The following is a 14532-nucleotide window of genomic DNA, read 5'->3' as shown; positions in this document are numbered from 1 at the left end:
TTTTTCTTTGATTTTTGATCTATTTTTGCTTAAATTTTTCTTATTTTTTCTTTAAATTTCTTATTGATTCTACTCTATTCCGAAAAAAAGTGAGACAAAAGTGAGACAGTAAGTATGAAATTTTTTACTGTCTCACTTTTTAATAAAGTACTATTTTAAAAGCTCATATGATTATACGCTATTACAAAAATAACAGTTTACTTTTTAGTTGTTGGTTCGAATACTATAGTAAGGATTTTTTTGTATTATTTTTTTTGATATTAAATTTAAGAAGTATATTTCCTGACTTTCTTATATATTTTGTATATTTACTACATAATAGATACCTTAACTGCAGATAGAATTAGCCATATAAATAATTTTAATCAATGGAGCAATTAAGAGATATAAAAATTTAAATGTATTAAATTAACAATAAAAGATTAAACAGTGTAGAGTATCGGTTGTTGTGTCATACCTTTCATCCATAACATTATAGGTGATATGCTCGATAATCGCTGTCGCCTTTTCATCATTAATTAGTCCCGCTACACGAATAATAAATTCTTCCGGATTATCTTTAAACTGATTAAATACAGATTCTTCCATACCCTGCAAAATTTGAATTACAGCCTTTCTAGTTAGACCGGTTTCCTCTACTAGTTTGCCTATCAAATCATACTTTAGATTTGAATTCGTGGCTACAGAAACATTGTAGATTCGCAAACTTTCCTTTGAAAATGAACTTGTGTTTATTAAATCACTTCTTGACTTAATCTCTTTCATTGTACCCGTTTCCACTTTGAAGTGAATCTTCGGAATCAATAACTTCTTATTAAGAGAGATAATAGAGTTTTTTACAAGCTCTTCTGTATCAAAATCTACAACATAAACGGATTTAGAATTAATTTTCGAACATAACGCCTTAAACTCAGGCATTGCAAGTTTTTCCTCATCAACGGTAAGCTTAACAGTAAATATGTCCTTTTTGCTCGGTAAAATACTTTTATGGATCAACCTATGTAAAAAATTAACAAAATATACTATTACAAGACACAATCTACAAAGGAGTCCATATGCAAAATTTAACCCAAATAAAAGAAATGCTCGAAGTCGCCGAAGAACTGCGAGAAAAAGTCAAATTTATGGTGAATGCCACCGATGTCTCTGTGGAAGATAAGTTTAGGTTAAAAAATATCAAGAGCGATTTGGCGGGTATTATAAATTCCCTTCAGGCCAAAACTATCCAGGAAGTGTCTAAGCTAGCAGACTTAAAAAACGGAAACACTGGAGTAGGCGGTCCATATACATTAGAAGAAACCGGGCTAGTACTAGGTGGAGTAACTAGAGAGCGTGTAAGACAAATAGAAGCCCAAGCCATAAAAAAGATCAAACATCCAAGGATAGTAAGGAAATTTTATGATTACGTGAAAGAAATATCTTAAATTTATCCGCGGATAGAATAGAGGGCCATCAATCAGCCCTTATTTGCCCTTGTATTTTTACGGTTTATTATAGGCTAAGGAGATAGGCTACCAAGTTGGATTAATGGAGTTGCTCTTTAGTATTTTAGATACTTCTTGATATTCGTACGGCGTCATCTCTACGTTTAGTATCATCTGCCGTATCTCTTGCACAAACTTAGTATCAAAGCCAAAATCTTGATCTAGATTCTGCAATATAAATTTTACTTCATCTATTACGTCATAAGTATTATTTAGCGCCTTTACGGCTTGCCTATAAAAATCCTTTGCCATATCCGTGCAGCTGTATTTAGTGAAAATGGCATTCCACACAAAATCATCACTAGATTTTGCCCTTATTAAAAAAGAATACTTGTCATACTCCTGCCACATCTCTTCTTCTGTCATATTGCTCTTTCGTGTTTTAAAATATACGACTAAGTAATAGTAAATTTAAGTGCACAAATTCAATACCTAAAAGAGGAAAAACTAGAATCTAGGTCGTATGGATAATGTTAAGCTAATAAATATCTGGTAAGCTTGTCTTTTTCTAAATCAAAATATAAAACATTAAGCTGCATATCGTTTTCATATCTAAATTTCATAGCCTTTTGATCGACACTGCTTGTCCTTGGATAGATGAGATATAGCTTGTTGCACTCGTATTTTTTGCCGTAAGCGTATAGCTGGTATAGGTCGGCTTGAGATATATCTTTTTCTGATTTTACTATTTTCCACTTTGTATCAGCTATATAATTTCGTTTTTGATTCTTTAAAAATATATCCAGTTTTAGCATAAAGTCTTTTGGTTTTTCTATAAGATGCTTTTGTGAATGCTGTAATTTAGCATTCGGAAGCTTTTTCTTTATAAAATTTCCGACATAGCTTTCAAAAAGTCTATTCATATCAAAAAGCAGGGCAAAAGCCACATCGCTACCTCTATACGGACTAAACGACTTCTTTTGTAAAAATATCTTGCTCCATAAAAGCGCTTGTTCATAGTGTTTTGTTTGGCGATTGAGTTTTAAGCGGCTAAAGTCCGCGTTTATATCGGAGCTAGATGAAATTTCGTCAAAAGCAAATAAATATTCTCTAATAAGCCGTTGATTTCTGCTTGATTTTGAGCGCTTGTATAAAAACTCGAGCGTGCTTTTTATAAGACGATTTTCGGCCCTATCTGTGAAAAACTCTTGATAGCAAACGTAAAATCTCTCTTTATGGACGATATTTTTACGTATTTGCTCCGATATTTTAAGCTTTCCTTTTAAAAATTTTAGATTATCTTCTAGCTCTACATAGTCGCTTTTTATGCCTATTTTTATGAGTTTTGATACTTCGTCGAGGAACATTGATATAAAAATTTCAAGAAGCGGCAAATTTAGGCTTTTTAAATTTGCTATGTTTATATTTTTAAACGGATGACTTTTTAAAGTCTTTAGCATCGTTAGTAAAATCTTTTTAGAATTTTCTACCGCCTCTTCATTGCTACTATTATCGTTGTCGTGGATCTTAGGAAGTATCTCAAGGCTATCGCCGCTTTTTGTCTGGATGATACCGACGTAGTTTTGAGCTTGTAAAAAATCGCCCCTTTTGTCTCTACCGGGCTTTAAAAACTCTACTGCGGCAAAATTTTCTCTAGTAAAGGCATCTACAGCTTTAAATAGGTTTTGGTCGTCTTCCGGGCGAAATTTTTCAAACTCTATTAAGTATTTGATCATTGCTCTTGCGTTTTGTTTTGTTTGTAAATTTTTATATAGCTTTGAGGGTTGTTGAAAGTTTCTTGGTTGTTTATCTCGTATAAGACTTTATCGTCTACATCGTCGATCTTTGATACAAATAATTCTTTTGCAACCATATTTTTCTTGACTTTAACAAACTGAAAGTCTTCGTTTTTCTGATTATCTCCTAGAACTAGCCTTATTTTCTCCCAGTCGTCGTAAAAATACTCTTGTAGTAGTGGTAAAATTTTGTTTTTAAAGACATTTGCAAGCGTTTCCATGTCTGACGCATTTATAAAATAAGCATGCCCTATCATGTGATCCCTGTCGTAAAGATACTCTATGCGTTCATTTATCGTTTTTAGCATTTGCCCAATATCTATGCCGGCAACTTCTTTTAGATTATTGTATTCTGGCATCATCTCCACAAACTCAAACCTTCTTCTAAGTGCTGTATCCATAAGGGCTATGCTGCGATCTGCCGTATTCATCGTGCCGACTATATATAAATTTGACGGCACTCCAAATTTCTCTTTTGAGTATGGTAGCTCCACTATTATCTCGTCATCTGCACCGAGTCTTTTTGATGGCTCTATGAGCGTTATAAGCTCGCCGAAAATTTTAGATATATTTCCGCGATTGATTTCGTCGATGATTAATACTCGCTTTTCTGATTTTCTGTTTGATTTTTCCATATAATATTCAACTAAATATGTGAACAAATTTGTATAGCCATTTACTATATATTTTTCGAGTATTTCTGGATTTTTTTCTGCCGCGTTTTTATTTTTAATATCTTCTATTGTAATAGATCCTTTTTTTAATAATCTCGCTAATTCTTCTACTAAATAAATTGGGACAGGAATTTCTCCTTGTATATTTTTTTTCTTTAGTTTTATGAGCTCGCTTCCAACATAAGAGATCGTATATCCTTCTATCACATCTCCTATATTAAAAATTGCATTCTTGGAAATATCTTTAAAAACTCCATTTGTTATTTTGTATTCTAATCCTTCATCTTGGTTAAAGACAGGTTTTATGCCCTCAACAAATTCTTCATATCCATAGCTTTGATGAAATGTTACAAATTTTATTTGTCCGCCTTGTATATATTCATCAAATTTCTTTTTTAGGTCATCTCTGTTTTCGCTTCTATCGACTTTTCTTTCTTCTAGTATCTCTATGGCTTTTACTACTGTGGTGTATGTCTTTCCGGTTCCTGGAGGGCCGTATAAAATTTGATTTAAGGGATAAGTTGCTGTTTTGTTATCATTGGCCGGCTCATTTTCTTTCTCTTCTTCTAATGCGGACTGTTTTGAATCGTTTTCTTTTGCGTATTCATTCCATAGCGAGGACGAATAATCGTAAAAGTCAATATTGTCTGGCTTCTTTTTAATTAGTTCTTTTTGAATTTGTGATATCCTGTTTGATTCTATATTATTTTTCTGAGCGAGATACTTAAAGGCATCTCGTGAAACAATACGTAAAAGGGTTTTATCTGGCGCATATAAAAAAGCTATTTTCCATTTTACGGCATCGCCTAGATCAATGCTGTCAATATTCTCAAATTCTTTGTTTTGTGCGTGATTTATAATTTGTAAAATGAGGCTTTTTATTTTTTCAAACGCTTCATTTCTAGTGTTTCCATATTTTAAATACCAGCCGTACTCACCATCGCCTGTTTGACCGCTTCTGAGTTCCTTTTTGTCATCATTTTGGGCTCTTTTGAAAATTCCAAATTTATAAGCCGACCCACCCCATATACTTATAAGATTTTCTGTTTTGCTTTCAAGCCAGTATGTAAAAGTATCCTTGTTGCCGATTCCTGTGTATTGTTCTATGGTCATATTTTTTACAGCTTGTAAAGTCCATCTTTGTTGAAACTCATCTCTTAGCTTTAAACATTCTTGCAATGATGACATTTTTGCTCCTTGTTTACTATTTTTTAAAATATATCTCTACCTACGGCTTATTATACGCCGCTATCTTTTAAATATTATTAAAGAAGTATTTTATTTAACTCATTCAAGATACTATATTATTTACAAACAGTTTCATTTTTACTAGTTTATAATTACAAAATATTGAAGCTTTTGGCCTTCTAAATCGTGTATTACCCACGTAATTTTGTTAAATGGCATTATAGGCGCACTAATCTTATAAATATACCTAGTTGGACAATTTTTTGTCCTTTTAACCTAGTAAAATACCTTCAAACAAAAAACAAACAAGGAGCCAGGTATGAGAAACGAAAGCTTTTATGTAGATAACGAGATATATGACCTTGCGATGCTTTGGATACTTCGTGCGATTTTTCGCACAGGCGGAGAAAGGGAGTTTTTAAGATGCAGATACGATAATGTCCTCGAGTTTCTAGGCGTGCATTCAAGCGAGCCTACAAAGCAGGACATCGAAGCTCTTAAAAATAGGCTTGACGTCCTTGAAAAAACTAAAATCTCATGCGAACTAAAAGATCTCGAGCATAATCTAAATTTACTTCAGTCAAATTTAGGTCTAAACGACGCCGAAAAGACTATTCTCAGATTCGTCGCTATTGTGTTTAACTACGAGATCGTCTCGGATGCTTGCGATCTAATAGGAGATATAAACAATAGACAAGCCGTAAAAGCCTTATCGCAGATATTAAATTTAAATTTTAGCGACGTTCAAAATGCTTTTAGAAAAGACGGAATTTTCACCAAGACTTCATTGATAAAAATAGATGCTTTTTACGCATGCAAACTAAGATCCAAAATCGACATCATAAATAACGAATTTATGGGCGCTTTATTCGTCAAATGCGAAAGTATAGACGAAATATTTGCGAGCGCAATCAAACCGTGTAGTCAAACAAATTTGAAGCTTAAAAACTATACTCACGTAAAAGAGGATACGCAAATTTTAGTCTCTTTTCTAAAAAACGCTATTCGTAAAAAGCAAAAAGGAGTAAACGTGCTCCTCTACGGTTCAGTAGGGACGGGCAAAACAGAGCTGAGTAAAGTAATAGCTAATGAGCTAAATTTAAAACTCTATGAAGTTGCTTATGCAGACGAAAGTGGATATGCAAATGAGACCCAAAGGATAAGATCTTATTGTCTTGCGCAAAACGTATTATCCGCCGGATCAAATTTGCTGATGTATGACGAAGCTGAAGACGTGTTTAACACAAGAAACGACGAGAAAAGACAATACGGTAAAGCCTTTATAAATAGGACCTTAGAAACAAACGAGGTTCCGACTATCTGGATAACCAATGATATTTACAGTATGGATGAAGCCGTAGTTAGACGCTTTAATCTAGTTATAGAGCTAGGAGTACCGAATCAAAACATGAGAGCAAAAATCATCAAAGAGTATAGTGCCAATTTGATAGATAATAGGCTAATAAATAAGCTAGCAAAGAATAAATTTATAGCTCCAGCTATCGTTAGCAATGCGAGTTTAGTCGTTTCAAATTTAAACGCGAGAGATAAAAACAAAGCCTTTGAGCGAGTGATAAGCAACACTTTAAAAGCGCAAGGATATGGAGAGATAGAAAAAGACAAGAAAAAAGAAAAGTCAAGCGATGATCTTCCTAGCAGTTATGACCCAAATTTCATAAACTCAGACTGCGATCTAAATGAACTAATGAGGGGGCATAAAAGATAGCAAAAGCGCTAGGATTTGCCTCTACGGAGTACCCGGCACCGGCAAGAGCGCCTATGCTAAATTTATCGCTAAAAGCCTAAGAAGGTCTATAATCATCAAAAAAGGAAGCGATCTTTTATCTATGTGGGTCGGAGGAACCGAGCAAAATATAGCAGAGGCTTTTAAAGAAGCCAAGAGCAAAAAAGCAGTGCTTGTATTCGACGAAGTAGATAGCTTTTTACAAGATAGAAGTATGGCTGCGAGAAGCTGGGAGATAACTCAGGTAAATGAGATGCTAGTGCAGATGGAGAGCTTTGATGGGATATTTATCGCAACTACGAATTTAATAGACAACCTCGATAAAGCAAGCCTTAGAAGATTTGATCTAAAGCTAGAGTTTGGGTATCTGTTGCCAAATCAAGCTCTAAATTTATTTAAAAAAGAGTGTGCCTTGCTAAAAGTTAAGTTTGACGAAAATATAGCTAAAAAAGTTTCAAATTTAGACTCACTAGCTCCGGGAGATTTTGCTAGCGTGAGAAGACAAGCTAAATTTAGACCTATTAAAAACGGAGATGATTTTTATGAGAGACTAGAGCAAGAAGTTGCTCTCAAGAATGAAGATAAAAACGCTAAGATAGGGTTTTAGTGATTATCCTTAACTAGGTATTTTGTTGGGTATACACGACAAAATATCTCTTTATGAACATTTCAACACCATATATCTAAAGAGTGTAGGGTATGCGATGAAAAGGTAAGAGTAGTAGTGAATTCATACGGATATAAAACTAAAAGAATGTCCGAAACTACAAATTATGAAGCAAAAATAGTAGAAATTTAAGTACACCTTCAAATTTTTAGATGTAGAATCATCTCTACCTTTATATTCCACAAACAAAACTTCCACAAAGCAATTAGTATTTATATTTAAAAGGATATTGGATGAATAGTAATATATTTTTTACATCCGATCTACATTTCGGGCATAAGAGCGTATTAAATTTCTGCCCTTGCTTTAGGAGTTTTAGATCGGTGGATGAGATAGATAATAGACTGATTGGCTTTTGGAATGATACGGTAAGTGTAAACGATGAAGTTTATAATTTAGATGATTTCTCTTTTTATAGGGATATTGAAAAGACAATATCTATTTCAGAGAGACTAAACGGTGTAGAATTATTAGAAGTAGAAAGAAAGTGAGAAAGACTTAGTAGATTTTAAATATTTTATTATGAGATCCAACTCTAACACAAGACAAGATTAAAGTATCTTCAATTTTTTTATAAACTAAAAGCAAATTAGGTCTTATGTGACATTCTCTATACTCTTTATATTCACCTTTTAAGTTGTGATCTTTATATTTTTTATCTAAAATCTCATCATTTGCTATCTTTTTAATTACATCTGTTATCTCGTTTAAAGCATCCTCATCTTTTTTAAATTTTTTAATGTCGTTTTTAAAAGAGCTAGTATATTTAACCTCATATTTAGTCATTTAAAATATCCATCATCATTTTATCAATATCTCGATACCCTTTATATTTTGATGGATTATTTATAATTTCCTGACTCTCTCTTATCGCCTTTATAGTTTCTTCGTTTAATTCATATTTGTCCTCATCATAATTATCCAAATAATATCTCAATGCTTCTTTTATATAGTAAGATTTTGAGCGTTTTGTTTTATTGCATAATAAAGAAATTCTAGCCGATAAATCTTTATCAAGTCTAACCGAGTGTAACATCTTGCTTCCTTTTTTTGTATTTGTAATACAAGTATAACAAAATAAAAGATAAAAATCAATTATCCTTTTATTTTTGCATAAAAATAAAATAATTTAACTAATTATAAAGCCATAAAATACGGCATTTCATTAAAGATAAAAAACCTATCATTTTTTTTATATCATTTAAATCCCTAAACTTAGGGATTTAACCTATTTTTGTAATTTTACCTTTTGAAAACCAATTGAAAAATTTGTGAAATTTAACAAAAACTTTTCCGATTTTTTCCATTTTATTTCTAAAGATTTCAAATTTTATGTCATTTTATTCCGATAAAAGTGAGACAAAAGTGAGACACTAACGATTTTTTAGTAAGCTTAAAGTGCCTAAAGTTCGGTATTTAGTCAAATTCCGTTCGCTTCCAGCATCCGGAGCCATTTCCTTTCAGTTCCATTTTTTTCTTTATTTTTCCGTTTTATTCTTTTTCTTCCCAAAAAGTTCTTAAAAAGCCTTGAATACGAGCTTAGAATCAACTATTTTTCTTTGATTTTTGATCTATTTTTCCTTAAATTTTTCTTATTTTTTCCTTAAATTTCTTATCAATTCTATTCTATTCCGAAAAAAAGTGTGTCGAATTTGTGTCGCTACGCTTTATACTCTTAGCGACACACTTTTATATTAAATCTATTATAAAACAGTTGTATTGATATCTATGGTTTAAATAAAACTATTGTTTACTTTTTAGTTGCTGGTTCTAATCCAAACGATGACTTATAAAGTCAGTTATAATTTATCACTATATATGACTATCAATGTATCTTGAGTTTATCTCTGTTTGTCATAAGACTAAGTTAGATACTTTAAGACTCCATTAAAGTTGTCAGTAATAAAATATTACTATTATAAAAAAGCTTTTTATGTTTAATTTAATTTTGCATATAACTTTTTAAAGGACTAATATGCATGAAGCAACTCCTTTTTTTATAATCCTAATACTTCTTATCGTAACTTTCTTTATGGCTATAATCAGACCCAAAGGTATACGTAAGCTAAGAGCGCTTCTTATATGGTTTTTAGTATTCTTTGGAGACGGTATGATAGTCTCGGCTATATTTCATGCTTACGGATATGTATATGCTAAGATAAATATCTATGAAAAGCCTAGTATAAATGCTTATTATTCAGGAGAAAGAACTACTACTCAAGGCTTTCCTGTTTTAAATCAACATACAGGCTATAATGCAACCGAAGATATAGCCTTTAAAATGCTAATGAATGGTAGTTTAGACTATATAGATTATAAAGTTAAAAGCGATAATGAGGCTTATAACGGTAAGTATTTCAGATTTTATCTTGATAACAATACATCAAAAAACTGTCATATGTCTGCAAACATAGATCTTATTGAATTTTTTCAAGATGAAAAAGTAACATATCAAGAGGTAAATGTATTTTTTAACGAACTACATTCAAACCAAAAAAGTGAGAAGCAAATATTTGAAGAGATAAAACTACTGATACAAGATAGAAATGATACAGATGATTATGCTCCGCGAAGAGTATTTAGTTATATATCTGAAACAATGAAAAACCTCAAAGAGATCTACAAAGATAAATGTATAGCCCGTAAAGAAATTTCAGAAGATGAGATAGCTCCTATTGAGATTTTAACCCAAGATCCTCATAGTCGACCGATGGAACTTAAACCTAATATAACAACTGTATTTGATAATTTACTCGGGATAGAATTTAACTATGGAGGAATTATAAAAGATAGAAACACAGGCAAGATATTGGCGGATAATATATATGGAGATTTTAGATATCAAGGAATATTAGGAGAGAGTCTTATAAGCGCTTTAGGTAGTCAATCAAGAGGACGAGTTACCAAATGCGATAGAGCTATGGAAAAAAGTTTGATGTATTGCAATACTAAACTAATAACAGAATTCTTTAAAAAGGATAAGAGATGAGAAAGTTTGAAGTGTTAAAGACTTATGCTGAGCTAGCTTGGGCGGGGTATAAAGAATTTAAAACCAAAGATGCCACTGGCGCACAGATAGGTGCGTTTGATAAAAGATTTGAAACAGTTAAAGATTCTCCCGCAAATAGTAGTAGCGGATTTCAAGCCACTCTATTTAAAGATAAAAGCACCGGTGAATATATCTTATCCGTAAGAGGAACGGAAGCCAATATTTTTAATGATCCTTTAGAAGCATTCAAAGACACCATCGTTGCAGACGGTAATTTGGCATTAAACGATATGCCTAGTTCTCAGACTAGGGATATGATGAATTTTATTAATGAACTTGTATATGGTGAAAAAAATGGAGATGAAGTGATTACTCCCCCTAAAATATCTTTTAACGACCACATCACAATAGTTGGACACTCTCTTGGCGGAACACTAGCTCAAATAGCATCTAAGATGTATCCTTCTTTGTTTGATAATTGCTATACTTTTAACTCTCCTAGCGGAAACAACTTAAACTATCATAAAATTTATAAGGATAGTGACGGTAAGTATTATTGGCTAGGAAACGAGCAGATAAATTTTAAACATTATGTTGAAGATAAGATAGGCGAAGCCTTCCATAACTATCAAAACACTTCAATGACTACTTCAGTAACAGACGTAAGAGCAAAAGATGTTCTTAGCATGATAGCTAATTTATGGTGGAAAGAAAGATTCGGAGAGAGAATAGAGGTCTCAGGAACGAATTCAAACGACAGTATATGGAGAGTTGCATAAAATGCTAGCGTTTATTTTAATACTTATAATTTCTTTTGCTTGGGCGGTAGTAGTAAATCAAATTTATTTGTCGAATTTAAATAAAATACTAAAATTTGTATTGATGCTAGCGTGTCTAGCCATATCAGGTGTTTCTACTTTATTTTCCATATTTTTAACGCCGTTGTTTCTAAGCATTTTTCAAAAAAAACAAATAAAATTCGACAAAAGAGTTGCTTTTGTACTGGCGGTATTGCTTTCTGCCGTCAGCTTTATCGATGTTAAAAACCGCATCGTTTATGAATACAAATGTAATATAGAAAAAGATTATGAAATAATCATAATAGACAATAACTTTACTTTAGACGATTTAGACAATATGTGTGTAAGTTTTTCAAACATGCGAGATAGTCCTAAATTTACTCAAAAACTAAACAATATAAATATTTACAGTGATACGAACAAAACCAAGATAGTGGCTAAAATTTACAATATTTATTGTCCAAATTCATTTATTTTATCAGGCATCCAAAAAGAAATATCAGGTACGGAAGGCGGGCTATTTTGTGGATATACTAAAACCGGATTACTAGAATATAATTACGAGTTAAAACAGATATTGAAAAATAAATTGATTGAAAAGGATAGCAAATGAGCAACTATTTTAGTAGTTACAAGATTTATGCACAGTTGGCTTGCGTATCTTACAATAATAATAAAACAAGTGATATACAGAGCTTCTTGTAAAGGATTAAAATGGATATTATAATGGAAGTTTTTATTCTACTGACATTTTATAGCTTTCTTTGGGCTTTTTTCTTTTATTGTTTTTTAAATCTGAGAGTACACGTTGCTCTCAAAATATTAATCATTATCCCAATATTTCTATTCGTATGGTGGCTAGAAGCTGCTATGGTTTTTACAATGCTTCCGGCACTTATTCTTATCTATAAAATAAAGCCAAAAATCCATATCATATTTGTATTGATAAATTTAGCGTTGATTGGATATTTGTACTACCATAATGCGATAAATCTATACAAATTTCAAAAGATGTGTAAAAATAAGGAGTATTATATAGAGATAGTGGACAATAACTACTCTATTGAGGATATAAGAAATCAAAAATATAAATTTAAAATAACAAAAAATGTGGAGGAATGTAAGAAGGATAGAGATAAATGCCCTAACACAACTATGCTTGTGCATGATAGAGATGTTTATTCTTACGATGAAACAAAACTTATTGCAAGAACATACAATGTTTTTATGCCTTATGATAATTTAAACATAAAAGTGTCAACTCTTTCACATACATTCCATGGCAAGTATTGTGAGGCTAAAGATACGAATAAATTATTATTAGAAAAATTTTTAATCAAGGAGTAAAAAATGAGTAGCAAGTTTTCAATATATAAAGATATGGCGATGCTAGCGGATATAGCTTATGAAACAATAGAAGTTAATGATCCTACTAAAAACGGTTATACTGTAAAACAAAACAGTCCTGCAAATTCCAGTGGTTTTTCTGCTACCTTATATCAAAAAGAGGATGAGATTATTTTAGCCTTAAGAGGAACGGAAACTAATTCTTTAGAGCAGTTTTATTATGATGTCTTAGTTGCCGATGTTGCGGAATTAGGCACAAAATCTGTTCCCACAAGCCAAGTTACTGATATGATTAGATTTATTGATGGACTTAAGAATAATAGTGATTTAATCTCTGAAAATAGTAAGGTTACAATAGTTGGACACTCCCTTGGAGGAACACTAGCTCAAATAGCATCTAAGATGTATCCTTCTTTGTTTGATAATTGCTATACTTTTAACTCTCCTAGCGGAAAGGAACTGAATAGTAAAAAGGTATACAAGGATCCCGAAGGAAAATACTTTTGGATAGGAAACGAGCAAGTTAACTTTAAGCATTATATTGACGATGCTATCGGTCAAGCCTTCTACAATTATCAGAATTCTCCTATGAGTACATCCATAACAGATATCAGAGCTAAAGATTTCATTTCTCCTATAGCAAATCTATATGCTGGTGAGAGATTTGGTGAGCTCATAAAAGTTTCTGGAGAGACTCATTATATAACCCCTATGACTAAAATACTCTACTTTTACGATAGCATGATAAAAAACGGAGCTAGCGAAGAAATGGTAACAAACTATCTAAGCGGACTACATAAATCATCAAATGCTATATTTAAAGGCGGAGTTGCGAACATAGCCGAACAAACAATGCAAAAGATAGATAAGATAATAAATAAAGCAATTAATAAAACAGACATAATAGATATTTGTCAAGCATATGAAGACAGTACTAATAATATCAACTTTAATATCCAACTAATTAATCCTGATTCAACTATACCAAATTCTAATAGTTCTATTGAAAATTTATACGCTCTAATAAACTTAAACCCTTTCATAGTATCGGGTGTATCTTCTAAAGCTTACACTGAACTTGAAAAACATAAAGATGAATACTCGGATGAATATGTGCAAGACTGCAAGCTGGCTTCTTAAATTTCATATAAATTTGATCAAATGAGTTTATATTAAATTTAAGACCTATCAAAAATATTTTTTGTCTGGTTTTTATAAAATTTAAAAAAAGGATAAATATGCAAGAAAATGTTAAAAAGACTATTGCGCCCATTTTATATTTTAAAGAAGTGTAAAATGGGCATATTTATACTGTTTTTTATATAATTATAGGTTGGGTTATATATAAGTGTTTTAAGATGGGTAAAAAAGGATATATTATTTTAGGCGTCATCTCCTTACTTATTGCCCATAATCTTATCATAACAAACATACTAGACTTTTACTATTGTAACACTACTCCAAAGCCTTTCATTAAAGAAAAAATAGAGTATCCTTAGAGTATATACTTTGAGGACAATGTATTTGGTGGATTTGCGGATAAATATATAAAAGATATGTTCAATAACTATCTAGATGGCATTCATTTAAAAACTATGGCTTTAAATTTACCTGATGGTAATGTAATGATACTCTCGTTTGATAAACAATCGCAAGAGTATAAAGATTTTATAAATGCTATAAATGAATATAGAGAAGCCGGCGCTACATACTGGAATTCCAGAGAAGAACTTCACAGAAAACTAGAGAGTTCAGAGATTAAGCGAAATTCAAAAGAGCACAAAGAGTATGTGGATATTATGAATAAAGAAAGCAAGAGGGAGTATGAAAATATAAATAAAATAAAAATTTAATAGATAGAATCGTGATTAAAAATGTAGTAGCCAAAGAAACTAGGCCTTGT

General features: G+C 31.7%; 16 protein-coding genes. 10 read left to right on the top strand and 6 right to left on the bottom strand.

What is annotated here, in order from left to right; translation table 11 throughout:
* Nucleotides 1-408 precede the first annotated feature (408 nt).
* Complete coding sequence (locus CDOM16190_RS10590; RefSeq protein WP_211436613.1) at nt 409-765, bottom strand: hypothetical protein; 357 nt, start codon at nt 763-765, stop codon at nt 409-411.
* 290 nt (nt 766-1055) lie between these two features.
* Between CDOM16190_RS10590 and CDOM16190_RS09110 the strand changes: the two genes are divergently transcribed.
* Nucleotides 1056-1424, top strand: coding sequence for a sigma factor-like helix-turn-helix DNA-binding protein (locus CDOM16190_RS09110; protein WP_169976053.1), 369 nt, complete (start codon nt 1056-1058; stop codon nt 1422-1424).
* Between the two features lie 87 nt (nt 1425-1511).
* On the opposite strand, the gene CDOM16190_RS09105 is transcribed toward CDOM16190_RS09110, so the two are convergent.
* The 3 genes from CDOM16190_RS09105 to CDOM16190_RS09095 form a co-directional block, all read right to left on the bottom strand.
* Entirely contained in the window at nt 1512-1850 is a 339-nt protein-coding gene (locus CDOM16190_RS09105; RefSeq protein WP_169976054.1) for a hypothetical protein, read from the bottom strand.
* A gap of 107 nt (nt 1851-1957) precedes the next feature.
* Nucleotides 1958-3160 carry an McrC family protein gene (locus CDOM16190_RS09100; RefSeq protein WP_169976056.1) on the bottom strand — a complete coding sequence of 401 codons (1203 nt, stop codon included), beginning with the start codon at nt 3158-3160 and terminating at the stop codon, nt 1958-1960.
* Nucleotides 3157-5082, bottom strand: a complete 1926-nt coding sequence (locus CDOM16190_RS09095; protein ID WP_249934161.1) for an McrB family protein — start codon at nt 5080-5082, stop codon at nt 3157-3159. The genes CDOM16190_RS09100 and CDOM16190_RS09095 overlap by 4 nt, the downstream gene beginning before the upstream one ends.
* Nucleotides 5083-5401: 319 nt before the next feature.
* Between CDOM16190_RS09095 and CDOM16190_RS09090 the strand changes: the two genes are divergently transcribed.
* The 3 genes from CDOM16190_RS09090 to CDOM16190_RS09080 all read left to right on the top strand — a co-directional run bounded on the left by CDOM16190_RS09090 (nt 5402) and on the right by CDOM16190_RS09080 (nt 7984).
* Nucleotides 5402-6808 carry an AAA family ATPase gene (locus tag CDOM16190_RS09090; RefSeq protein ID WP_170020311.1) on the top strand — a complete coding sequence of 469 codons (1407 nt, stop codon included), beginning with the start codon at nt 5402-5404 and terminating at the stop codon, nt 6806-6808.
* Nucleotides 6798-7433 carry an ATP-binding protein gene (locus CDOM16190_RS09085; RefSeq protein ID WP_170020359.1) on the top strand — a complete coding sequence of 212 codons (636 nt, stop codon included), beginning with the start codon at nt 6798-6800 and terminating at the stop codon, nt 7431-7433. The genes CDOM16190_RS09090 and CDOM16190_RS09085 overlap by 11 nt, the downstream gene beginning before the upstream one ends.
* A gap of 293 nt (nt 7434-7726) precedes the next feature.
* The gene (locus tag CDOM16190_RS09080) at nt 7727-7984 is read left to right on the top strand and encodes a metallophosphoesterase family protein (protein ID WP_169976060.1); all 258 of its coding nucleotides are present in this window, start codon (nt 7727-7729) and stop codon (nt 7982-7984) included.
* A 7-nt stretch (nt 7985-7991) separates the two neighbouring features.
* Here the strand turns inward: CDOM16190_RS09080 and CDOM16190_RS09075 are convergent, their stop codons facing one another.
* Nucleotides 7992-8279: a type II toxin-antitoxin system YafQ family toxin gene (locus tag CDOM16190_RS09075; protein ID WP_169976062.1), complete on the bottom strand. Its 288-nt coding sequence runs from the start codon at nt 8277-8279 to the stop codon at nt 7992-7994.
* Nucleotides 8272-8529: a ribbon-helix-helix protein, CopG family gene (locus CDOM16190_RS09070; protein ID WP_170020309.1), complete on the bottom strand. Its 258-nt coding sequence runs from the start codon at nt 8527-8529 to the stop codon at nt 8272-8274. Before CDOM16190_RS09070 ends, CDOM16190_RS09075 begins: the two co-directional genes overlap by 8 nt.
* Before the next feature lie 939 nt (nt 8530-9468).
* Here CDOM16190_RS09070 and CDOM16190_RS09065 point away from each other — a divergent pair.
* From CDOM16190_RS09065 to CDOM16190_RS09040, 6 genes are all read left to right on the top strand, one after another.
* Nucleotides 9469-10482, top strand: coding sequence for a hypothetical protein (locus CDOM16190_RS09065; RefSeq protein WP_170020307.1), 1014 nt, complete (start codon nt 9469-9471; stop codon nt 10480-10482).
* Nucleotides 10479-11261 carry a lipase family protein gene (locus CDOM16190_RS09060; RefSeq protein WP_170020305.1) on the top strand — a complete coding sequence of 261 codons (783 nt, stop codon included), beginning with the start codon at nt 10479-10481 and terminating at the stop codon, nt 11259-11261. Before CDOM16190_RS09065 ends, CDOM16190_RS09060 begins: the two co-directional genes overlap by 4 nt.
* Before the next feature lies 1 nt (nt 11262).
* Nucleotides 11263-11895, top strand: coding sequence for a hypothetical protein (locus CDOM16190_RS09055; protein WP_170020303.1), 633 nt, complete (start codon nt 11263-11265; stop codon nt 11893-11895).
* A 101-nt stretch (nt 11896-11996) separates the two neighbouring features.
* Nucleotides 11997-12629, top strand: a complete 633-nt coding sequence (locus CDOM16190_RS09050) for a hypothetical protein (RefSeq protein ID WP_170020301.1) — start codon at nt 11997-11999, stop codon at nt 12627-12629.
* 3 nt (nt 12630-12632) lie between these two features.
* Nucleotides 12633-13769, top strand: coding sequence for a lipase family protein (locus tag CDOM16190_RS09045; RefSeq protein WP_170020299.1), 1137 nt, complete (start codon nt 12633-12635; stop codon nt 13767-13769).
* A gap of 416 nt (nt 13770-14185) precedes the next feature.
* The gene (locus CDOM16190_RS09040; protein ID WP_170020297.1) at nt 14186-14482 is read left to right on the top strand and encodes a hypothetical protein; all 297 of its coding nucleotides are present in this window, start codon (nt 14186-14188) and stop codon (nt 14480-14482) included.
* Nucleotides 14483-14532 lie beyond the last annotated feature (50 nt).

The sequence above is a fragment of the Campylobacter sp. RM16190 genome, from assembly GCF_012978835.1.
In the GTDB taxonomy this organism is placed as follows: domain Bacteria; phylum Campylobacterota; class Campylobacteria; order Campylobacterales; family Campylobacteraceae; genus Campylobacter_A.
This window is presented reverse-complemented; position numbering and strand designations above follow the sequence as displayed.